Annotated in this window: 23 protein-coding genes; all 23 read left to right on the plus strand. The window is 38.8% G+C overall.

Going from position 1 to position 19,867, the window contains the following annotated elements; all coding sequences use genetic code 11:
* The 23 genes from comGC to HT714_RS09325 all read left to right on the plus strand — a co-directional run bounded on the left by comGC (window position 1) and on the right by HT714_RS09325 (window position 19,635).
* A complete protein-coding gene (gene comGC, locus HT714_RS09215) occupies window positions 1–324 on the plus strand; it encodes a comG operon protein ComGC (RefSeq protein WP_166731555.1) in 324 nt (107 codons plus the stop codon).
* Window positions 287–721: a competence type IV pilus minor pilin ComGD gene (gene comGD, locus HT714_RS09220; protein WP_050207886.1), complete on the plus strand. Its 435-nt coding sequence runs from the start codon at window positions 287–289 to the stop codon at window positions 719–721. Before comGC ends, comGD begins: the two co-directional genes overlap by 38 nt.
* Window positions 684–986, plus strand: coding sequence for a competence type IV pilus minor pilin ComGE (comGE, locus tag HT714_RS09225; protein ID WP_000413380.1), 303 nt, complete (start codon window positions 684–686; stop codon window positions 984–986). The genes comGD and comGE overlap by 38 nt, the downstream gene beginning before the upstream one ends.
* Entirely contained in the window at window positions 949–1,410 is a 462-nt protein-coding gene (gene comGF / locus HT714_RS09230; protein ID WP_173227095.1) for a competence type IV pilus minor pilin ComGF, read from the plus strand. Before comGE ends, comGF begins: the two co-directional genes overlap by 38 nt.
* A complete protein-coding gene (comGG, locus tag HT714_RS09235; RefSeq protein WP_057488050.1) occupies window positions 1,388–1,801 on the plus strand; it encodes a competence type IV pilus minor pilin ComGG in 414 nt (137 codons plus the stop codon). The genes comGF and comGG overlap by 23 nt, the downstream gene beginning before the upstream one ends.
* Window positions 1,802–1,833: 32 nt before the next feature.
* The gene (locus HT714_RS09240; protein WP_173227094.1) at window positions 1,834–2,421 is read left to right on the plus strand and encodes a class I SAM-dependent methyltransferase; all 588 of its coding nucleotides are present in this window, start codon (window positions 1,834–1,836) and stop codon (window positions 2,419–2,421) included.
* 60 nt (window positions 2,422–2,481) lie between these two features.
* Window positions 2,482–3,435, plus strand: coding sequence for a class I SAM-dependent methyltransferase (locus tag HT714_RS09245; protein ID WP_173227092.1), 954 nt, complete (start codon window positions 2,482–2,484; stop codon window positions 3,433–3,435).
* Between the two features lie 49 nt (window positions 3,436–3,484).
* Window positions 3,485–4,675, plus strand: a complete 1,191-nt coding sequence (locus tag HT714_RS09250) for an acetate kinase (protein ID WP_173227090.1) — start codon at window positions 3,485–3,487, stop codon at window positions 4,673–4,675.
* 149 nt (window positions 4,676–4,824) lie between these two features.
* Entirely contained in the window at window positions 4,825–5,196 is a 372-nt protein-coding gene (rnpA, locus tag HT714_RS09255; RefSeq protein WP_173227087.1) for a ribonuclease P protein component, read from the plus strand.
* Window positions 5,171–5,995 (plus strand): membrane protein insertase YidC, encoded by an 825-nt coding sequence (locus HT714_RS09260; protein WP_261059677.1) that lies wholly within the window; start codon window positions 5,171–5,173, stop codon window positions 5,993–5,995. The genes rnpA and HT714_RS09260 overlap by 26 nt, the downstream gene beginning before the upstream one ends.
* Window positions 5,996–6,012: 17 nt before the next feature.
* Window positions 6,013–6,999 (plus strand): RNA-binding cell elongation regulator Jag/EloR, encoded by a 987-nt coding sequence (gene jag, locus HT714_RS09265; protein WP_000260004.1) that lies wholly within the window; start codon window positions 6,013–6,015, stop codon window positions 6,997–6,999.
* A gap of 50 nt (window positions 7,000–7,049) precedes the next feature.
* Window positions 7,050–7,673, plus strand: a complete 624-nt coding sequence (locus tag HT714_RS09270) for a ribonuclease P (protein WP_173227123.1) — start codon at window positions 7,050–7,052, stop codon at window positions 7,671–7,673.
* A gap of 115 nt (window positions 7,674–7,788) precedes the next feature.
* Window positions 7,789–9,765 carry a transketolase gene (tkt, locus tag HT714_RS09275; RefSeq protein WP_173227081.1) on the plus strand — a complete coding sequence of 659 codons (1,977 nt, stop codon included), beginning with the start codon at window positions 7,789–7,791 and terminating at the stop codon, window positions 9,763–9,765.
* A 116-nt stretch (window positions 9,766–9,881) separates the two neighbouring features.
* Entirely contained in the window at window positions 9,882–10,181 is a 300-nt protein-coding gene (gene yajC, locus HT714_RS09280) for a preprotein translocase subunit YajC (protein ID WP_173227079.1), read from the plus strand.
* Between the two features lie 46 nt (window positions 10,182–10,227).
* The gene (locus HT714_RS09285) at window positions 10,228–10,671 is read left to right on the plus strand and encodes a low molecular weight protein-tyrosine-phosphatase (RefSeq protein ID WP_173227077.1); all 444 of its coding nucleotides are present in this window, start codon (window positions 10,228–10,230) and stop codon (window positions 10,669–10,671) included.
* Entirely contained in the window at window positions 10,658–11,068 is a 411-nt protein-coding gene (locus HT714_RS09290) for an MORN repeat-containing protein (protein ID WP_000429317.1), read from the plus strand. The genes HT714_RS09285 and HT714_RS09290 overlap by 14 nt, the downstream gene beginning before the upstream one ends.
* Before the next feature lie 299 nt (window positions 11,069–11,367).
* Window positions 11,368–14,019 carry a bifunctional acetaldehyde-CoA/alcohol dehydrogenase gene (gene adhE, locus HT714_RS09295; protein ID WP_173251830.1) on the plus strand — a complete coding sequence of 884 codons (2,652 nt, stop codon included), beginning with the start codon at window positions 11,368–11,370 and terminating at the stop codon, window positions 14,017–14,019.
* A gap of 123 nt (window positions 14,020–14,142) precedes the next feature.
* Window positions 14,143–15,063, plus strand: coding sequence for an XRE family transcriptional regulator (locus HT714_RS09300; protein WP_173227073.1), 921 nt, complete (start codon window positions 14,143–14,145; stop codon window positions 15,061–15,063).
* A gap of 153 nt (window positions 15,064–15,216) precedes the next feature.
* Window positions 15,217–15,507, plus strand: coding sequence for a hypothetical protein (locus HT714_RS09305; RefSeq protein ID WP_138704848.1), 291 nt, complete (start codon window positions 15,217–15,219; stop codon window positions 15,505–15,507).
* 389 nt (window positions 15,508–15,896) lie between these two features.
* Window positions 15,897–16,481: an ATP-binding cassette domain-containing protein gene (locus tag HT714_RS09310; protein WP_000861995.1), complete on the plus strand. Its 585-nt coding sequence runs from the start codon at window positions 15,897–15,899 to the stop codon at window positions 16,479–16,481.
* An 11-nt stretch (window positions 16,482–16,492) separates the two neighbouring features.
* Window positions 16,493–17,701 (plus strand): hypothetical protein, encoded by a 1,209-nt coding sequence (locus HT714_RS09315; RefSeq protein WP_173227071.1) that lies wholly within the window; start codon window positions 16,493–16,495, stop codon window positions 17,699–17,701.
* The gene (locus HT714_RS09320; protein ID WP_173227069.1) at window positions 17,682–18,365 is read left to right on the plus strand and encodes an ABC transporter ATP-binding protein; all 684 of its coding nucleotides are present in this window, start codon (window positions 17,682–17,684) and stop codon (window positions 18,363–18,365) included. Before HT714_RS09315 ends, HT714_RS09320 begins: the two co-directional genes overlap by 20 nt.
* Window positions 18,334–19,635 (plus strand): ABC transporter permease, encoded by a 1,302-nt coding sequence (locus tag HT714_RS09325; RefSeq protein WP_173227067.1) that lies wholly within the window; start codon window positions 18,334–18,336, stop codon window positions 19,633–19,635. The genes HT714_RS09320 and HT714_RS09325 overlap by 32 nt, the downstream gene beginning before the upstream one ends.
* The last annotated feature ends 232 nt before the right edge of the window (window positions 19,636–19,867 follow it).

The raw sequence follows: 19,867 nt of genomic DNA on the forward strand, positions 1-19,867 counted from the left end.
ATGAAAAAAATGATGACATTCTTGAAAAAAGCTAAGGTTAAAGCTTTCACACTTGTAGAGATGTTGGTGGTCTTGCTCATCATCAGTGTGCTTCTCTTGCTCTTTGTACCTAATCTGACCAAGCAAAAAGAAGCAGTCAACGACAAAGGAAAAGCTGCTGTTGTTAAGGTGGTGGAAAGCCAGGCAGAGCTTTATAGTTTGGAAAAAAATGAAGATGCTAGCCTAAGTAAGTTACAAGCAGATGGGAGAATCACAGAAGAACAGGCTAAAGCTTATAAAGAATATCATGAAAAACAAAATAAGACTCAAACGGTCGCGGATTAAGGCCTTTACCATGCTTGAAAGTCTCTTGGTTTTGGGACTTGTGAGTATCCTTGCCTTGGGTTTGTCAGGCTCTGTCCAGTCTACTTTTGCGGCGGTAGAGGAGCAGATTTTCTTTATGGAGTTTGAAGAACTTTATCGGGAAACTCAAAAACGCAGTGTAGCCAGTCAGCAAAAGACTAGTCTGAACTTAGATGGGCAGACGATTAGCAATGGCAGTCAAAAGTTGATAGTCCCCAAAGGGATTCAGGCACCATCAGACCAAAGTATTACATTTGACCGAGCTGGAGGCAATTCGTCTCTGGCTAAGGTTGAATTTCAGACCAGTAAAGGAGCGATTCGCTATCAATTATATTTAGGAAATGGAAAAATTAAACGCATTAAGGAAACAAAAAATTAGGGCAGTGATTTTACTGGAAGCAGTAGTCGCTCTAGCTATCTTTGCCAGCATTGCGACCCTCCTTTTGGGACAAATTCAAAAGAATAGGCAAGAAGAAGCAAAAATCTTGCAAAAGGAAGAAGTCTTGAGGGTAGCTAAGATGGCCTTGCAGACAGGTCAAAATCAGGTAAACATAAATGGAGTTGAGATTCAGGTGTTTTCTAGTGAAAAGGGATTGGAGGTTTATCATGGTTCAGAACAGTTGTTGGCTATCAAAGAGCCATAAGGTCAAGGCTTTTACCCTGTTAGAATCCCTGATTGCCCTGGTTGTCATCAGTGGAAGTTTACTTCTCTTTCAAGCCATGAGTCAGCTCCTCATTTCAGAAGTTCGCTACCAGCAACAAAGCGAGCAAAAAGAGTGGCTCTTGTTTGTGGACCAGTTGGAGGCAGAATTAGACTGTTCGCAGTTTGAAAAAGTGGAAGGCAATCGCATTTATATGAAGCAAGATGGCAAGGACATCGCTATCGGTAAGTCCAAGTCAGACGATTTTCGTAAAACAGATGCCAGTGGACGGGGTTATCAGCCGATGGTTTATGGCCTCAAATCCGCACAGATTACAGAGGACAATCAAGTGGTTCGCTTTCGTTTCCAGTTCCAAAAAGGCTTAGAAAGGGAATTTATCTATCGTGTGGAAAAAGAAAAAAGTTAAGGCAGGTGTTCTCATCTATGCAGTCACTATGGCAGCCATCTTTAGTCTTTTGTTACAATTTTACTTGAATCGACAAGTCGCCCACTATCAAGACTATGCTTTAAATAAAGAAAAGTTGGTTGCTTTTGCCATGGCCAAGCGAACCAAAGATAAGGTTGAGCAAGAAAGTGGGGAACAGGCCTTTAATCTGGGTCAGGTGAGTTATCAAAATAAGAAAACAAACTTGGTGACGACGGTTCGTACGCCTAAGAGCCAATATGAATTTATCTTTCCTTCCGTCAAAATTAAAGAAGAGAAAAGAGATAAAAAGGAAGAGGTAGCGACCGATTCAAGCGAAAAAGTGGAGAAGAAAAAATCAGAAGAGAAGCCTGAAAAGAAAGAGAATTTCTAGCCAATCAAGCTACTTTGTGCTAAACTAAAGATATGAAACATGATTTTAACCACAAAGCAGAAACTTTTGATTCACCTAAAAATATCTTCCTTGCAAACTTGGTTTGTCAAGCAGTCGAGAAACAGATTGATCTTCTATCAGACAAAGAAATTTTGGATTTCGGTGGAGGGACTGGGCTATTAGCCTTGCCTCTGGCCAAACAAACTCAATCTGTAACACTGGTGGATATTTCGGAGAAAATGCTGGAGCAAGCTCGCTTGAAAGCGGAGCAGCAAGACATCAAGAATATCCAGTTTTTGGAGCAAGATTTACTGGAAAATCCCTTGGAGCAAGAGTTTGATTGCATTGTTGTTAGTCGGGTTCTTCACCATATGCCTGATTTGGATGCGACTCTCTCACTGTTTCATCAACATTTGAAGGAAGATGGACAACTCCTACTTGCTGATTTTACCAAGACAGAAGCTAACCATCATGGATTTGAATTGGTTGAACTGGAAAACAAGCTAGCCCAGTTTGGTTTTTCATCTGTACATAGTCAGATACTCTATAGCGCTGAAGACCTGTTTCAAGGAAATTACTCAGAACTCTTTTTAACAGTAGCCCAAAAATCACTCGCCTAGTCAGGGAGTGATTTTTCTATAAGGATGGAAAAAAGAAGGGAAATTTGATAAGATAGGAATATGGATTTTGAAAAAATTGAACAAGCTTATACCTATTTACTAGAGAATGTCCAAGTCATCCAAAGTGATTTGGCGACCAACTTTTATGACGCCTTAGTGGAGCAAAATAGCATCTATCTGGATGGCGAGACTGAGCTAAATCAGGTCAAGGAGAACAATCAGGCTCTTAAGCGTTTAGCACTACGCAAAGAAGAATGGCTCAAGACCTACCAGTTTCTCTTGATGAAGGCTGGGCAGACAGAGCCCCTACAGGCCAATCACCAGTTTACACCAGATGCCATTGCTTTACTTTTGGTGTTTATTGTGGAAGAGTTGTTTAAAGAGGAGGAGATTACGATCCTCGAAATGGGTTCTGGGATGGGAATTCTAGGTGCTACTTTCTTGACCTCGCTTGATAAAAAGGTGGATTACTTGGGAATGGAAGTGGATGATTTGCTGATTGATTTGGCAGCTAGCATGGCAGATGTAATTGGTTTGCAGGCTGGTTTTGTCCAAGGAGATGCCGTTCGTCCACAAATGCTCAAAGAAAGCGACGTGGTCATCAGCGACTTGCCTGTTGGCTATTATCCTGATGATGCCGTTGCGTCGCGCCATCAAGTTGCTTCTAGCCAAGAACATACCTACGCCCATCACTTGCTCATGGAACAAGGACTTAAGTACCTCAAGTCAGACGGATACGCTATTTTTCTAGCACCGAGTGATTTGTTGACCAGTCCTCAAAGTGATTTGTTGAAAGGCTGGTTGAAAGAGGAGGCAAGTCTGGTTGCCATGATCAGTCTGCCTGAAAATCTCTTTGCTAATGCTAAACAATCTAAGACTATTTTTATCCTACAGAAGAAAAATGAAATAGCAGTAGAGCCTTTTATTTATCCACTTGCTAGCTTACAAGATGCAAGTGTTTTAATGAAATTTAAAGAAAATTTTCAAAAATGGACTCAAGGTACTGAAATATAAAATAGATTTTGTTATAATAGATGAAAACGCTTAAAAGGGGTATCATGTTATGACAAAAACAATTGCAATCAATGCGGGAAGTTCAAGTTTGAAATGGCAATTATACTTAATGCCAGAAGAAAAAGTATTGGCGAAAGGTTTGATTGAACGTATCGGTTTGAAAGATTCAATTTCAACTGTAAAATTTGACGGCCGTTCTGAACAACAAATTTTGGATATCGAAAATCACACACAAGCTGTTAAAATTTTATTGGATGACTTGATTCGTTTCGACATTATCAAGGCTTATGATGAGATTACAGGTGTTGGACACCGTGTTGTTGCCGGTGGAGAATATTTCAAAGAATCAACAGTTGTTGAGGGGGATGTTTTAGAAAAAGTTGAAGAGTTGAGCTTATTGGCTCCTCTCCACAATCCAGCCAATGCAGCAGGTGTTCGTGCCTTCAAGGAATTGTTGCCAGACATTACCAGTGTAGTTGTTTTTGATACTTCATTCCACACAAGTATGCCAGAGAAAGCTTATCGCTACCCTCTACCAACAAAATATTACACAGAAAACAAGGTTCGTAAATATGGTGCCCACGGTACAAGTCACCAGTTTGTAGCAGGAGAAGCTGCAAAACTCTTGGGCCGTCCATTAGAAGACTTGAAATTGATTACTTGCCACATCGGTAATGGTGCTTCTATTACAGCTGTTAAGGGTGGTCAATCTGTCGATACTTCAATGGGATTCACTCCACTTGGTGGTGTGATGATGGGAACACGTACAGGAGATATTGACCCAGCTATTATTCCTTATTTAATGCAATATACAGAGGACTTTAACACGCCTGAAGACATTAGTCGCGTCCTTAATCGTGAATCAGGGCTTATGGGTGTCTCAGGTAAATCTAGTGATATGCGTGATGTGATTGCTGCGAAAGAAGCAGGAGATCATGATGCTACCTTGGCCTATGAAATCTATATTGATCGTATCCAAAAACATATCGGTCAGTACCTTGCAGTACTAAACGGAGCAGATGCCATTGTTTTCACAGCAGGTGTTGGTGAAAATGCAACCGATGTACGTGAAGATGTTATCTCAGGTATCTCTTGGTTTGGCTGTGATGTTGATCCAGAAAAGAACGTCTTTGGTGTGACAGGAGACATCTCAACAGAGGCAGCGAAGATCCGTGTTTTGGTTATTCCAACTGATGAAGAATTGGTCATTGCCCGTGACGTTGAACGCTTGAAAAAATAAGCAAAACTAGTAAAAATATTCCGTACAAGAAGTTGGGAAAGAGATTTTTCCAGCTTCTTTTTCTGATGAAATTGTCCAAAACCTTGCTATGATTGGCTTTTTTGAAAAATATGGTATAATAGTAGTAATTTAATAGATGGAGTTGAGTTTTGAAGAAAAACTTTCGTGTAAAAAGAGAGAAAGATTTTAAGGCAATTTTCAAGGAAGGGACAAGTTTTGCCAATCGCAAATTTGTTGTCTACCAATTAGAAAACCAGAAAAACCATTTTCGAGTAGGTCTATCAGTTAGCAAAAAACTGGGGAATGCCGTCACTAGAAATCAAATCAAGCGACGAATTAGACATATTATCCAGAATGCAAAAGGGAGTCTGGTAGAAGATGTAGACTTTGTTGTCATTGCTCGAAAAGGGGTTGAAACCTTGGAATACGCAGAGATGGAGAAAAATCTACTCCACGTATTAAAGTTATCAAAGATTTACCAGGAAGGAAATGGGAGTGAAAAAGAAACTACAGCTGACTAGTTTGTTAGGTCTGTCCCTATTTATCATGACAGCCTGTGCAACAAATGGGACAACTAGCGATATTACAGCCGAATCGGCTGATTTTTGGAGTAAATTTGTTTACTTCTTTGCGGAAATCATTCGCTTTTTATCGTTTGATATCAGTATCGGAGTGGGGATTATTCTCTTTACGGTCTTGATTCGTACGGTGCTCTTGCCAGTCTTTCAAGTGCAAATGGTGGCTTCTAGAAAAATGCAGGAAGCTCAACCACGCATTAAGGCGCTGCGAGAACAATATCCAGGCCGAGATATGGAAAGCAGAACCAAGCTAGAGCAAGAAATGCGTAAAGTCTTTAAAGAAATGGGTGTCAGACAGTCAGATTCTCTTTGGCCGATTTTGATTCAGATGCCGGTTATCTTGGCCTTGTTCCAAGCTCTATCAAGAGTTGACTTTTTAAAGACAGGTCATTTCTTATGGATTAACCTTGGTGGTGTGGATACAACCCTTGTTCTTCCGATTTTAGCAGCAGTATTCACCTTTTTAAGTACTTGGCTGTCCAACAAAGCCTTGTCTGAGCGTAATGGAGCTACGACTGCGATGATGTACGGTATTCCGGTCTTGATTTTTATCTTTGCAGTTTATGCGCCAGGTGGAGTCGCCCTATACTGGACAGTGTCTAATGCTTATCAAGTCTTGCAAACCTATTTCTTGAATAATCCATTCAAGATTATCGCAGAGCGAGAGGCGGTAGTTCAGGCACAGAAAGATTTGGAAAATAGAAAAAGAAAAGCCAAGAAAAAGGCTCAGAAAACGAAATAATAAGGAGGAATCTGGTAATGGTAGTATTTACAGGTTCAACTGTTGAAGAAGCAATCCAGAAAGGATTGAAAGAATTAGATATTCCAAGAATGAAGGCTCATATCAAAGTCATTTCTCGCGAGAAAAAAGGATTTCTTGGTTTATTTGGTAAAAAACCAGCCCAAGTGGATATCGATGCTATTAGTGAAACGACAGTTGTAAAAGCAAACCAACAAGCTGTAAAGGGAGTTCCAAAGCAAATTAATGATTTGAATGAGCCTGTTAAAACAGTCAGTGAAGCAACTGTTGATTTGGGTCATGTTGTAGAAGCAATTAAAAAGATTGAAGAGGAAGGCCAAGGTATTTCTGATGAAGTCAAGGCTGAAATCTTAAAACATGAAAGACATGCCAGCACTATCTTAGAAGAAACTGGTCACATTGAGATTTTAAATGAACTTCAAATCGAGGAAGCGATGAGGGAAGAAGCGGGCGCTGATGACCTTGAAACTGAGCAAGACCAAACTGAAAATCAAGACTTGACAGAGATGGGCTTGAAAGTTGAGCCGAGCTTTGATATTGCCCAGGTGGCTACGGATGTGACTGCCTATGTTCAAGCGATTGTGGATGACATGGATGTTGAAGCCACGCTTTCAAATGATTATAACCGTCGTAGTATCAATTTGCAAATTGACACTAACGAACCAGGTCGTATTATCGGCTACCACGGTAAAGTCTTGAAAGCCTTGCAACTATTGGCTCAAAATTATCTTTATAACCGCTATTCAAGAACCTTCTACATTACAATCAATGTCAATGATTATGTTGAACACCGTGCAGAAGTCTTGCAGACCTATGCTCAAAAATTGGCGACTCGTGTTTTAGAAGAAGGACGTAGTCATCAAACAGATCCTATGTCAAATAGTGAACGCAAGATTATTCATCGTATTATTTCACGTATGGATGGCGTGACTAGTTACTCTGAGGGTGACGAGCCAAATCGCTATGTCGTTGTAGATACAGAATAAGTAGAATCAGGTTTATCCTGATTTTTTGCTAGCTAGAGGAGATGAAACAGATGTTGAATAAGTTAAGAGATTATTTAGACTTTGCAGGGATCCAGTACCGTAATCCTGATAAAGCAGGAGCAGAGCGAGAGAAAATGCTGGAATTGCGCCACAAAGGCCAAGAGGCTCGAAAGGCTTTTACAGAACTGGCTAAAGCCTTTCAAGCAAGCCATCCAGAATGGCAACTTCAACAGACTAGCCAGTGGATGAACCAAGCGCAGCGTTTGCGACCACATTTTTGGGTTTATCTACAGAGAGACGGACAAGTGGCAGAACCTATGATAGCCTTACGTTTATATGGAAGTTCTTCTGATTTTGGAGTCTCACTAGAAGTCAGTTTCATCGAGCGCAAGAAAGATGAGCAAACTCTAGGCAAGCAAGCCAAGGTTTTAGAAATTCCAACCGTTGAAGGGATTTATTATCTAGTCTACTCTGATGGTCAAAGTCAACGGTGGGAGGCGAACGAAGAAAATCGTCAAATTTTAAGAAATAAACTATCCAATCAGGAAGTCCGAAAAGTGCTAGTTAAGGCAGATGTTTCTTTTATTGAAAATCAATCATTGGAAGTGATTTTAGAAAAATTAGATGAAGCTTATGAGCGCTTACTTCCCTACTATCAGGCGACCAGAGGGTAGCAAATAGAATACTTATTTACGTCGAATTGTTTAATTGCTATTCTATGTATTTTTTCATATAATAGTAAAATAGAATGTGTGATTCAATAATCACCTCAAATAGAAAGGAAATTCTATGTCAAATCTATCTGTTAATGCAATTCGTTTCCTAGGTATTGACGCTATCAACAAAGCCAACTCAGGTCACCCAGGTGTGGTTATGGGAGCAGCTCCGATGGCTTACAGCCTCTTTACAAAACAACTTCGTATCAATCCAGCACAACCAAACTGGATTAACCGCGACCGCTTTATTCTTTCAGCTGGTCATGGTTCAATGCTCCTTTATGCCCTTCTTCACCTTTCTGGTTTTGAAGATGTTAGTATGGATGAGATCAAGAGCTTCCGTCAATGGGGTTCAAAAACACCAGGTCACCCAGAATTTGGCCATACGGCAGGGATTGATGCTACGACAGGTCCTCTAGGTCAAGGGATTTCAACTGCCACTGGTTTTGCCCAAGCAGAACGTTTCTTGGCAGCTAAGTATAACCGCGAAGGCTACAATATCTTTGACCACTATACTTACGTTATCTGTGGGGACGGAGATTTGATGGAAGGTGTCTCAAGCGAGGCAGCTTCATACGCAGGTTTGCAAAAACTGGATAAGTTGGTTGTTCTTTATGATTCAAATGACATCAACTTGGATGGTGAGACAAAAGATTCCTTCACAGAAAGTGTTCGTGACCGTTACAATGCCTACGGTTGGCATACTGCCTTGGTAGAAGATGGAACAGACTTGGAAGCAATCCATGCTGCTATCGAAGCAGCTAAAGCTTCAGGCAAACCATCTTTGATTGAAGTGAAGACGGTTATTGGATATGGTTCTCCAAACAAACAAGGAACGAATGCTGTACACGGTGCTCCTCTTGGAGCAGATGAAACTGCAGCAACTCGCCAAGCACTTGGTTGGGACTACGAGCCGTTTGAAATCCCAGAACAAGTTTATGCTGATTTCAAAGAACATGTTGTAGACCGTGGCGCATCAGCTTATGAAGCTTGGACAAAATTAGTTGCAGATTATAAAGAAGCTCATCCAGAATTGGCTGCAGAAGTAGAAGCCATCATCGACGGACGTGATCCAGTCGACGTGACTCCAGCAGACTTCCCAGTCTTAGAAAATGGTTTTTCTCAAGCAACTCGTAACTCGAGTCAGGATGCTTTGAACGTTGTAGCTGCTAAATTGCCAACTTTCTTGGGTGGATCAGCTGACCTAGCTCACTCAAACATGACTTATATCAAGACTGACGGACTTCAAGACGATGCCAATCGCTTGAACCGTAACATTCAGTTTGGTGTTCGTGAATTTGCAATGGGAACTATCTTGAACGGGATGGCCCTTCACGGTGGACTTCGTGTATACGGTGGAACTTTCTTCGTCTTCTCTGACTATGTGAAGGCAGCTGTCCGCTTGTCAGCCTTGCAAGGTCTTCCTGTGACTTATGTCTTTACCCATGATTCAATCGCAGTTGGGGAAGATGGTCCGACTCACGAACCAGTTGAGCATTTAGCAGGTCTTCGTGCCATGCCAAATCTAAATGTTTTCCGTCCAGCAGATGCGCGTGAAACTCAAGCAGCTTGGTACCTTGCAGTGACAAGTGAGAAAACACCAACTGCCCTTGTCTTGACACGTCAAAACTTGACTGTTGAAGATGGAACAGACTTCGACAAGGTTGCTAAAGGTGCCTATGTTGTCTATGAAAATGCAGCAGACTTTGATACCATCTTGATTGCGACAGGTTCAGAGGTCAATCTTGCTGTCTCAGCTGCCAAAGAATTGGCTAGTCAAGGCGCAAAAGTCCGCGTAGTCAGCATGCCATCTACAGATGTCTTTGATAAACAAGATGCAGCTTACAAGGAAGAGATTCTTCCAAATGCAGTCCGCCGTCGTGTTGCAGTCGAAATGGGTGCAAGTCAAAACTGGTACAAATATGTTGGTCTCGATGGTGCCGTTCTCGGTATTGATACCTTCGGAGCCTCTGCCCCAGCACCAAAAGTATTGGCAGAATATGGCTTTACTGTAGAAAATCTTGTAAAAGTCGTTCAAAACTTGAAATAATCCTAAAAATCAGGGCGCATGCTCTGGTTTTTATTACTAGAAAAGCAAGGTACAATCTTGTAAAAGTAGCTGAAATTTGATATAGTAGTCCTATGTAAAAGACAAAGGAGAAGACAATGAATCCAAATTATACATTTTTAATCATGCTAGCCCTTATGGTGGGCTTGATGTTCTTTACGCAACGTTCTCAAAAGAAACAAGCACAAAAACGTATGGAAAGCTTGAATAAACTACAAAAAGGCTATGAAGTGATTACAATCGGTGGACTTTACGGAACAGTCGATGAAGTAGATACGGAGAAGGGAACAATTGTTCTTGACGTAGATGGAGTTTACTTGACTTTTGAACTAGCTGCTATCAAGACCGTATTACCGCTGAAAGACACAGCTTCACTAGAAGGCGCAATTGAAAAATAAGACGGGATTACGAACTCCCGTTTTTCTATAAAAGAAAGGAAATGGGATGAAAAAATTAGTCTTTGTCTGTCTGGGAAATATTTGCCGTAGTCCTATGGCCGAGTTTGTTATGAAATCAATGACAGATAACTACGAAATCCAAAGTCGAGCAACTTCTTCTTGGGAACACGGCAATCCGATTCATAAGGGAACTCAAGGGATTTTTCAACAGTATCAGATTCCTTACGACAAAGCCAAAACATCGCTTCAGATTAGTAAGGAAGATTTTGAAGCCTTTGATTATATTATCGGAATGGACGCTTCAAATGTTTCTGACTTACGTCAGATGTGTCCAGTAGACTGTCAAGATAAGATTTACTCATTTGCATCTGAAAGTGTTCCAGATCCTTGGTATACAGGAGATTTTGAGGAAACCTATCGACGTGTTCAAGAGGGCTGTCAAGTTTGGCTAGAACGTTTAGAAAAGGAGAGTGAAGATGGAAAATCTTAAGAATTTTTACGAAAAGTATCGAGTGTATCTGACTCGTCCACGTCTCGAGCTTTTAGCAGTAGTTGCCATTGTTTTTTGTGCTGTACTCGTCTTTTTTCTAAATATTCCCGGAAAAGGTGTTCTAAAACTCGATAATGGAACGATTGTTTATGATGGCAGTCTTGTCCGTGGTAAAATGAATGGGCAAGGTACCATTACCTTCCAAAATGGAGACCAATATACAGGTGGTTTCAACAATGGAGCCTTCAACGGAAAAGGTACCTTTCAATCTAAAGAAGGCTGGACCTACGAAGGTGATTTTGTAAATGGTCAGGCTGAAGGAAAAGGAAAACTAACAACAGAACAAGAAGTCGTTTATGAAGGGACTTTTAAACAAGGCGTTTTTCAACAAAAATAAAGCCTCCTTATCAAAGGAGGTATTGTTAGAATGTTTAAGTAAGCGCTTACCTGTAAATCCCTATCTTTCCAAGTTCCTCTTCCAAGCAAGTTTGTGAAATAAAAAAACATTTGAAATAAATTTCACAAACTTTAAAGAAAAAGCTTGCTAAGAAAAGAAAATGACAAACATTTCACAAGGAACTAAAAATTCTTTGTGAAATGTTTATGAAACTGTTTACAAAGTTGAAATAATGCGTTATAATAAACTTGTGAAAAAATTAACAAAGGATTAAATCCTTGAAAGCTATGGAGGAAAATATGGCTGATAAAAAAACTGTGACACCAGAGGAAAAGAAACTCGCTGCTGAAAAGCATGTCGATGGCTTGGTGCAAAAAGCTTTAGTTGCTCTTGAAGAAATGCGTAAGTTGGATCAAGAGCAGGTTGACTACATCGTTGCCAAAGCATCAGTAGCAGCTTTGGATGCCCACGGAGAATTGGCTTTACATGCCTTTGAAGAAACAGGACGTGGTGTATTTGAAGATAAAGCAACTAAGAACTTGTTTGCTTGTGAACACGTAGTGAACAACATGCGCCACACTAAAACAGTTGGTGTTATTGAAGAAGACGATGTAACAGGTTTGACTCTTATTGCTGAACCGGTCGGTGTTGTCTGTGGTATCACTCCAACAACAAACCCAACATCAACAGCAATCTTCAAATCATTGATTTCATTGAAGACACGTAACCCAATCGTCTTTGCCTTCCACCCATCAGCTCAAGAGTCATCAGCTCACGCAGCTCAAATCGTTCGTGATGCAGCTATCGCAGCTGGGGCTCCTGAAAACTGTGTGCAATGGATTACTCAACCATCTATGGAAGCAACTAGTGCCCTTATGAACCACGAAGGTGTTGCGACAATCCTTGCAACAGGTGGTAACGCCATGGTAAAGGCTGCGTACTCATGTGGTAAACCAGCTCTTGGGGTAGGTGCCGGAAACGTTCCAGCTTATGTTGAAAAATCAGCTAACATCCGCCAAGCTGCACACGATATCGTCATGTCTAAATCATTTGATAACGGTATGGTCTGTGCATCTGAACAAGCGGTTATCATTGATAAAGAAATTTACGATGAATTTGTAGCAGAGTTCAAATCTTACCACACTTACTTTGTAAACAAAAAAGAAAAAGCTCTTCTTGAAGAGTTCTGCTTCGGCGTCAAAGCAAACAGCAAAAACTGTGCTGGTGCAAAATTGAACGCTGACATCGTTGGTAAACCAGCAACTTGGATTGCAGAACAAGCAGGATTTACAGTTCCAGAAGGAACAAACATTCTTGCTGCTGAATGTAAAGAAGTTGGTGAAAATGAGCCATTGACTCGTGAAAAATTGTCACCAGTTATCGCAGTTTTGAAATCTGAAAGCCGTGAAGATGGTATTACTAAGGCTCGTCAAATGGTTGAATTTAACGGTCTTGGGCACTCAGCAGCCATCCACACAGCTGATGAAGAATTAACTAAAGAATTTGGTAAAGCTGTTAAAGCTATTCGTGTTATCTGTAACTCACCTTCTACTTTCGGTGGTATCGGGGACGTTTACAATGCCTTCTTGCCATCATTGACACTTGGATGTGGTTCTTACGGACGCAACTCAGTTGGGGATAACGTTAGTGCCATTAACCTCTTGAATATCAAAAAAGTCGGAAGACGGAGAAATAACATGCAATGGATGAAACTTCCTTCAAAAACATACTTTGAACGTGATTCAATTCAATACCTTCAAAAATGTCGTGACGTTGAACGTGTCATGATCGTTACTGACCATGCCATGGTAGAGCTTGGTTTCCTTGATCGTATCATCGAGCAACTTGACCTTCGTCGCAATAAGGTTGTTTACCAAATCTTTGCTGATGTAGAACCAGATCCAGATATCACAACTGTAAACCGTGGTACTGAGATTATGCGTGCCTTCAAACCAGATACAATCATCGCTCTCGGTGGTGGATCTCCAATGGATGCTGCTAAAGTAATGTGGCTCTTCTACGAACAACCAGAAGTGGACTTCCGTGACCTTGTTCAAAAATTCATGGATATCCGTAAACGTGCCTTCAAATTCCCATTGCTTGGTAAGAAAACTAAATTCATCGCGATTCCAACTACATCTGGTACAGGATCTGAAGTAACACCATTTGCCGTTATCTCTGATAAAGCAAACAACCGTAAATACCCAATCGCTGACTACTCATTGACACCAACTGTGGCAATCGTAGACCCTGCCTTGGTATTGACAGTTCCTGGATTTGTTGCTGCGGACACTGGTATGGACGTATTGACCCACGCGACTGAAGCTTACGTATCACAAATGGCTAGCGACTACACTGATGGACTTGCACTTCAAGCCATCAAGCTTGTATTCGAAAACCTTGAAAGCTCAGTTAAGAATGCAGACTTCCACTCACGTGAGAAAATGCATAACGCTTCAACAATCGCTGGTATGGCCTTTGCTAATGCCTTCCTAGGTATTTCTCACTCAATGGCCCATAAGATTGGTGCGCAATTCCACACAATCCACGGTCGTACGAATGCTATCTTGCTTCCATATGTCATTCGCTACAACGGTACACGTCCAGCTAAGACAGCAACATGGCCTAAGTATAACTACTACCGTGCAGATGAAAAATATCAAGATATCGCACGTATGCTTGGCCTTCCAGCTTCTACACCAGAAGAAGGGGTTGAATCTTACGCAAAAGCTGTCTACGAACTTGGTGAGCGCGTAGGTATCCAAATGAACTTCAAAGCACAAGGAATTGATGAAAAAGAATGGAAAGAACATTCTCGTGAATTAGCCTTCCTTGCTTATGAAGACCAATGTTCACCAGCTAACCCACGTCTTCCAATGGTTGACCATATGCAAGAAATCATCGAAGATTCTTACTATGGCTACAAAGAAAGACCAGGACGCCGTAAATAATTGTTATCAGCCTAGAGGCAGGAGAAATCCTGTCTCTTTTTTTGTAATTCTATTTGAAAAATGGTATAATCATCGCATATATTTATTTGAAAATCAAATCTTTAATAATCATGCGAGGGGCAAATGAACAAGATAAATGAGTTAGGGGATAAAGTGCGACTTTTAAGAGAGGAGAAAGGACTTAGTCGTCCAGTTTTTTGCGGGGATGAGTCTGAATTATCAGTGCGTCAGTTGGTGCGGATTGAAAAAGGAGAATTTCGCCCGACGATAAAAACACTAGAATATATTGCAGAACGATTAGAAATTCCGTCCTACGTCTTGATGCCAGATTATAAGGAATTACCCAAGCGTTACCAAGAATTAAAGTACTTTCTTTTACATCATCCTGACTATGGAGACGAGGAGTTGCAGGAACAAAAGGAAGAATATTTTGATGAGATTTTTGAGTGTTTTTATGATGACCTGCCCCGTGATGAGAAAGTGCTAGTGGATTGTCTTCAAGCTATAGATGCAGTGAGAGCGACTAGTAATTCCTTATACGGAAGTGGTGTGATTGAAGACGGTCTTCAAGATTTACTATCCAGAGATGTATATAAAGCCGAGGACTTGTTGAAACTGAGACTGTATTTCAACTGTCAGTTAATGGATGGTTTAAATGTGGGTGAGATAAAAGAATCTGAGCATGAAACCATTCTTTGTTTTCATGACAAACTAAGTTCTCAGGTTGATAAGATAGAGTTCGATTGTTTGGACTTACTTAGAGATTCCTTGTTAGCTTCTTTAGCTTGTATAGAAATTATGGGGCTGTTTCATTATTTTAAGAGGGCAGTCGAGACCTTAAATAAAATAGGACAAAAAACACGAGATTTCCAAAAGCAACCGATTGTCTTGATGGTGGAGTGGAAATATTATATTCAGACCGATTATGATACAGCCAAACAAAAGTATGAAGAAGCAAAAATGATGGCGAGGATGTTTGGTAATGAGAAGTTACTCGTTAGTTTAGATAAGGAATGGAGCGAAGACTTAGAAAGGTATTATTAAATGATTTATAGGAGTGACATTTCTGTCATTGGGGAAATGTCGCTTTTTTGTTACAATGGATTCATAATAAAGAGAAAGGAATTTACTATGATTAAAATAATGATTTTTCTATTTATCACGGGTGGGTGGTGGACTTGAGTTTAGAGGAATGACATGCTAGAATTTGAAAGAATAAACAATGTTTTATTGACTGGTATGTCAGAAGTAGGAGATGTACTGCTCATTCGACAAACACTATCAAATCTTATTCAAGTAGAAATAAGAGTTAACGGCTATTTATTGGATTTGATCACAATAAAGTCTAAAAGATTAAAAATCTATCCCATAATTGGAATAGAAAAAAATGCACTTATTATTGTACGAGAAGTAAATGAGGGACTTGATATGACGTTGGAGAATAACAGGACATTTAGAGATTTTGATTTTTTTAGAAAATTAAAATAGAAATTTAAAAAGGAGAAATAAAATATGTGGCGTTGGGTATGGAAAATTGTAAAATGGATTCTGATTAGTTTGCTATGGGAAGCTATCTGGGGCTGGGTTAAACAATGGTTTAGTAAATAGGAGGAATTATTATGTGGAGTTTCGTATGGAGAATTATCAGATGGATTATTATTGACTGGATTTTAACAGCAATTTGGGGCTGGGTTAAACAGTGGTTCTAGTTTAGAAATTAATAGAACAGAGTTGATTTTTACATAAAATATTAGTAAAATTAGAAATTAATATAAAAAAATAATTGATAGTTATGTCTCAGTTTGAAAATGGGCATTCTCAAAAAGATTATAGACATAACTATCAACTATTTTAATTATAATATAAAAGGAGAAAAAATGAAAGTAGAGAACATTTCGTATAGGATAAATAGTCGGATACTGTTTAACAATATTTCTTTTGATACTTCAAATTCAGGTCTTACACTGATTACTGGAAAAAATGGCTCAGGAAAGTCAACATTATTGAAAGTATTACTAGGAATTGTTCAACCATATTCTGGCTCATTGATTTCTGAAGAAAAAGTTAGCTATGTTCCAGATTCTTCGGACAACTATTTCATTGGTTTATCTCCTAATTTATTATTCGGATTTTTACAGAAACAATTTTTTATTGAAACAAATTTGTTCGAAGAACGGTTAAGAGAATTACGAGAACAATTTTATTTGAATGAGAAATTAATGACACAAACAATTCAATCATTGTCATTAGGAGAAAAGAAAAAAGTAATGCTTATAGCAGCGTTTTTATTGGATTCGGACTTGTATGTTATGGATGAACCTTTATCAGGTTTAGATCAAATTTCGGTTGAAAATCTGCTTCAATTGATGGAGCAAAAGATAAATCTAGGCAAACACTTCATTATTGTAAGTCACGAGAGGCAAGAAATTTTACCGACAGTTGATCAGATTATTTCTTTGTAGAGGAAAGTTATATGGAAAAGTTTTATTACTCTATTACTCTATTATTCCTATCTCGACAGGGATACTGGAATGATTCGAATAATGTCAAGGAATTATCGTTGCTTCAATCGACTTACAAATATTTTCTTTCATCTGTTAGTTTGATTTTTATATTTTGTTTTGCTAAACAAGAAGTTTATAAGCTATTAAGTGAAAATCAAATTTTGGGTATCCTATCATACTTTGAATTAGTAAAAATACTTGTTCCTGCAATTTTGTTATTAGGAATAATTTATGAAAATATTTATGTTTTAAAAACTAAAACAGAGAGTACAATGAGGATATTTTTCAATGTCACAGGGAGAGAATTTTGGAATATAGTATTTTTAAAGAATTTAATTCTAGTTTCTCCAATCTTAGTAGTTATTTTTTTCTATGATATTTCTTTAGGAATATTTGCGTGCCTACTTGTTTTTTTACTTAATAGTATATTTTTTATATCGAAAATCAGGTATGTTAGGACAAGGTTTAAAAAATCGTTTAGTATGACCTATTTATTATCTGTCGTTGATGGTTTGACGGTGTTTAAAGCGATGACTATACCTGTATTTTCAACTTTTATGTTTATGTTCATGTGGTTGGTTTTACCAGATTTTTTAGGAATTGATATCTCGAATAAAGCGATGATATTGAACACAGCTTTATTTTCAGGGACAGTATTTTTTAGCAATAAAGGGATAAATTTTTATTTTCTTACTTTAAATAAGGACTTCCCTTATCTGAAGGCTGTGGGGGTTAATCTTAATAAGTTTATAAAAAAAAGAATTTGGTCTTTAAATTTTATTAGTATTTTAGTTCCGTCGATCTCGCTATATTTCTTTTTAAATTATCTGGGGTACGGTTTTATAGATATTTCCCTATTTCTTTTCGGAGTTTCTCTAGCATATTTTTTATGCCAAGGGATACAAATGTTAGAGATAATTATATTTAGAAAGTATCATTTCAAGAATGCGAAAGAATTAGATGCTTTTTCAATTCCTATAAATACAAGGATAACGTTGTACATTATTCGCTTCGTACCAGTTATGGTTTGCTTATTATTCAATCAAATTAAACTATTTGGTTTATGGGGCTTGATATTGTTAAATATAGTTTATATCAGTATTATTTATTGTAGTTTATATCGACATATGTTGTCAAAAGTAATTAAAGGAGATAATCATGTCCATTTTATCCATTAAAAATATTTCAAAGTTTTACACTTTGGACGGTAAACATCAAGAGCAGGCTCTAAGAAATGTTAACCTGCAGATTGCAAAAGGTAAAATTACAGCGATTTACGGTCCATCAGGCTGTGGCAAAACCAGTCTACTCAATATCATCAGCGGTTTAGATAGACAATATGAAGGAGATTTAGAGTTTAAAGGGGAATCCCTCCGTGACTTATCAGAGATTGAACTAACTCAATTTCGTAAAGATAAGATTGGATTTGTGTTTCAAAACTTTAACCTCATTCCTCATCAGTCTGTTTTGGACAATGTCAAGCTACCTCTCTATGTCAAAGATTTATCTGACAGGGAGATGACAATGGTTGCAAAGGAGCAATTAAGTAACTTGGGCATGGAGCCTTTTATGGCTAAAAATGTTAAACAGCTTTCTGGCGGGCAAAAGCAACGTGTAGCAATCGCGCGTGCTTTGGTGAATCAGCCTGATATGATTGTAGCAGATGAGCCAACGGGTTCGCTGGATTCTCAATCCCAAGAAATGGTATTGGAAGTATTTAAAAATTTAGCCCAAACAGGGAAAACAGTATTGATCGTAACCCATAATCCAGAGGTTGCCGAATATGCAGATGTGATTATCAAAATGAAGGATGGTGAAGTCGTTGAAGAAGTCAAAAAATAAAGGATTATCATTGAAAAACAAATTCAAACTTTCTTTAAATAACTTTATGGAAAGAAAGTGGCGTAACCTATTGATTGCGCTAGCAACCTCAATCGGTTTTGTAGGAGTCTTAATTTCTTTCGGCTTGGGAAATGCTTTGATTTCGATGATTGATGAAAATACGAATGGAGGTCAAATCCCTTCTCAAGTTCAGATTGCTTTAAACACAAAAAATGTTGGACGAGGCTTTTTGAACCAAGATGATAAGAACTATATCACGGATACAGTTGGCAAAGAAACTATTAAATATTTGGAGAGTCCTTTTGGGATGATCATGTCAAATATGACTATAGATGGTCAAGAAATGGATCTGAGTCAAACGATGCCTTCTTATGCTCAAGTGGTGAGTCTCTATGAGGATACAAGTATCTCTGTTAGTAGTAATGAGGCGGACAAAGTATTGGCTGGTTCCCTCTATACTGATGCAAATGAACAGGGATTGACGATTCCAAGCAGTTTACTAAAAAATTGGAATGAACAGACAGGAAAAAATCTGACAGCTAGTGATATTATTGGCAAATCAGTCTCAGCCAGCATTGTAGAAAATGATGCTGAAGCTAGCAAGACTGCTCAATTTCAAACAAAGATTGTACGTGTAATCAATGATGAAGATGACCTGGAGGACAGTAACAGTTTCATGCCGTCTCATCAAATGGAAACGATTTTGAAGGAGGCTGGATTTACAAAAGCTGTATCTTATTTTATCTTGGAACTCAAAGATCCATCACAAACAAAAGCGATAACAGAAGAATTGCAGAAAAACAAGAAGTATACTGTTCTTTCCCAACAGAAGGTTCTTGATATTGTGATTACTTTTATTCGTGTCATTCAGGGATTGTTGATTGTGCTTTCATCACAAGCTATTGTGGTAGCGGCAGTCATGATTGGTATCATCATTTACATCAATATCATGCAACGTTCTAAGGAAATAGGTGTCATGAAGGCAGTTGGTTATCAAAATCGTGATGTCAAAGGAATTTTTATTTACGAGGCTATCTGGATTGTAGGTATCGCCTTGCTGCTGGCATTTTCGGTTGCACAAGGGGTGGGAAGTTTGGCGAATGCGATTGTAAGTCACTTTTACCCATCCATCACTAAGGTTTTTGAATTAAATTTGTTATCTGTTTTAGGAACTCTAGCTTTCGCTCTACTACTTGGTTATGTATCAGCTTACTTCCCAGCACGTAAAATTAGTAAAATGGATCCTGTAGAATCGCTACGATATGAATAGTAAGGGATTTCCTTGATTTACAGTTTAAAAAAGAAACTGGTGAATTCCCAAACTAACTTCCACCGTTAATCCAAGTGGAAGTTAGTCTGATAAAAATCGTAAAAACCAGTGGAAATCCGTGTCAGGGTAAGTTCCACTGGTTTTAATCATGCTTGATTTTATTGCTTTTGTAACCAAAATGAATCGAAAAAAAGAGCGCACAAAATCCCCTTATCTGAAAGCGTTTCAGATT

Origin of the sequence: Streptococcus sp. 3705 (assembly GCF_013277145.1) — a bacterium.
In the GTDB taxonomy this organism is placed as follows: Bacteria; Bacillota; Bacilli; order Lactobacillales; family Streptococcaceae; genus Streptococcus.

Excerpts from the sequence above, each read along its gene's own strand:
- comGC (WP_166731555.1), top strand. The coding sequence starts at position 1 with ATGAAAAAAATGATGACATTCTTGAAAAAAGCTAAGGTTAAAGCTTTC.
- comGD (WP_050207886.1), top strand. The coding sequence starts at position 287 with ATGAAAAACAAAATAAGACTCAAACGGTCGCGGATTAAGGCCTTTACC.
- comGE (WP_000413380.1), top strand. The coding sequence starts at position 684 with ATGGAAAAATTAAACGCATTAAGGAAACAAAAAATTAGGGCAGTGATT.
- comGF (WP_173227095.1), top strand. The coding sequence starts at position 949 with ATGGTTCAGAACAGTTGTTGGCTATCAAAGAGCCATAAGGTCAAGGCT.
- HT714_RS09240 (WP_173227094.1), top strand. The coding sequence starts at position 1,834 with ATGAAACATGATTTTAACCACAAAGCAGAAACTTTTGATTCACCTAAA.
- HT714_RS09245 (WP_173227092.1), top strand. The coding sequence starts at position 2,482 with ATGGATTTTGAAAAAATTGAACAAGCTTATACCTATTTACTAGAGAAT.
- HT714_RS09250 (WP_173227090.1), top strand. The coding sequence starts at position 3,485 with ATGACAAAAACAATTGCAATCAATGCGGGAAGTTCAAGTTTGAAATGG.
- jag (WP_000260004.1), top strand. The coding sequence starts at position 6,013 with ATGGTAGTATTTACAGGTTCAACTGTTGAAGAAGCAATCCAGAAAGGA.
- HT714_RS09270 (WP_173227123.1), top strand. The coding sequence starts at position 7,050 with ATGTTGAATAAGTTAAGAGATTATTTAGACTTTGCAGGGATCCAGTAC.
- tkt (WP_173227081.1), top strand. The coding sequence starts at position 7,789 with ATGTCAAATCTATCTGTTAATGCAATTCGTTTCCTAGGTATTGACGCT.
- yajC (WP_173227079.1), top strand. The coding sequence starts at position 9,882 with ATGAATCCAAATTATACATTTTTAATCATGCTAGCCCTTATGGTGGGC.
- HT714_RS09285 (WP_173227077.1), top strand. The coding sequence starts at position 10,228 with ATGAAAAAATTAGTCTTTGTCTGTCTGGGAAATATTTGCCGTAGTCCT.
- HT714_RS09290 (WP_000429317.1), top strand. The coding sequence starts at position 10,658 with ATGGAAAATCTTAAGAATTTTTACGAAAAGTATCGAGTGTATCTGACT.
- adhE (WP_173251830.1), top strand. The coding sequence starts at position 11,368 with ATGGCTGATAAAAAAACTGTGACACCAGAGGAAAAGAAACTCGCTGCT.
- HT714_RS09300 (WP_173227073.1), top strand. The coding sequence starts at position 14,143 with ATGAACAAGATAAATGAGTTAGGGGATAAAGTGCGACTTTTAAGAGAG.
- HT714_RS09305 (WP_138704848.1), top strand. The coding sequence starts at position 15,217 with ATGCTAGAATTTGAAAGAATAAACAATGTTTTATTGACTGGTATGTCA.
- HT714_RS09310 (WP_000861995.1), top strand. The coding sequence starts at position 15,897 with ATGAAAGTAGAGAACATTTCGTATAGGATAAATAGTCGGATACTGTTT.
- HT714_RS09315 (WP_173227071.1), top strand. The coding sequence starts at position 16,493 with ATGGAAAAGTTTTATTACTCTATTACTCTATTATTCCTATCTCGACAG.
- HT714_RS09320 (WP_173227069.1), top strand. The coding sequence starts at position 17,682 with ATGTCCATTTTATCCATTAAAAATATTTCAAAGTTTTACACTTTGGAC.
- HT714_RS09325 (WP_173227067.1), top strand. The coding sequence starts at position 18,334 with ATGGTGAAGTCGTTGAAGAAGTCAAAAAATAAAGGATTATCATTGAAA.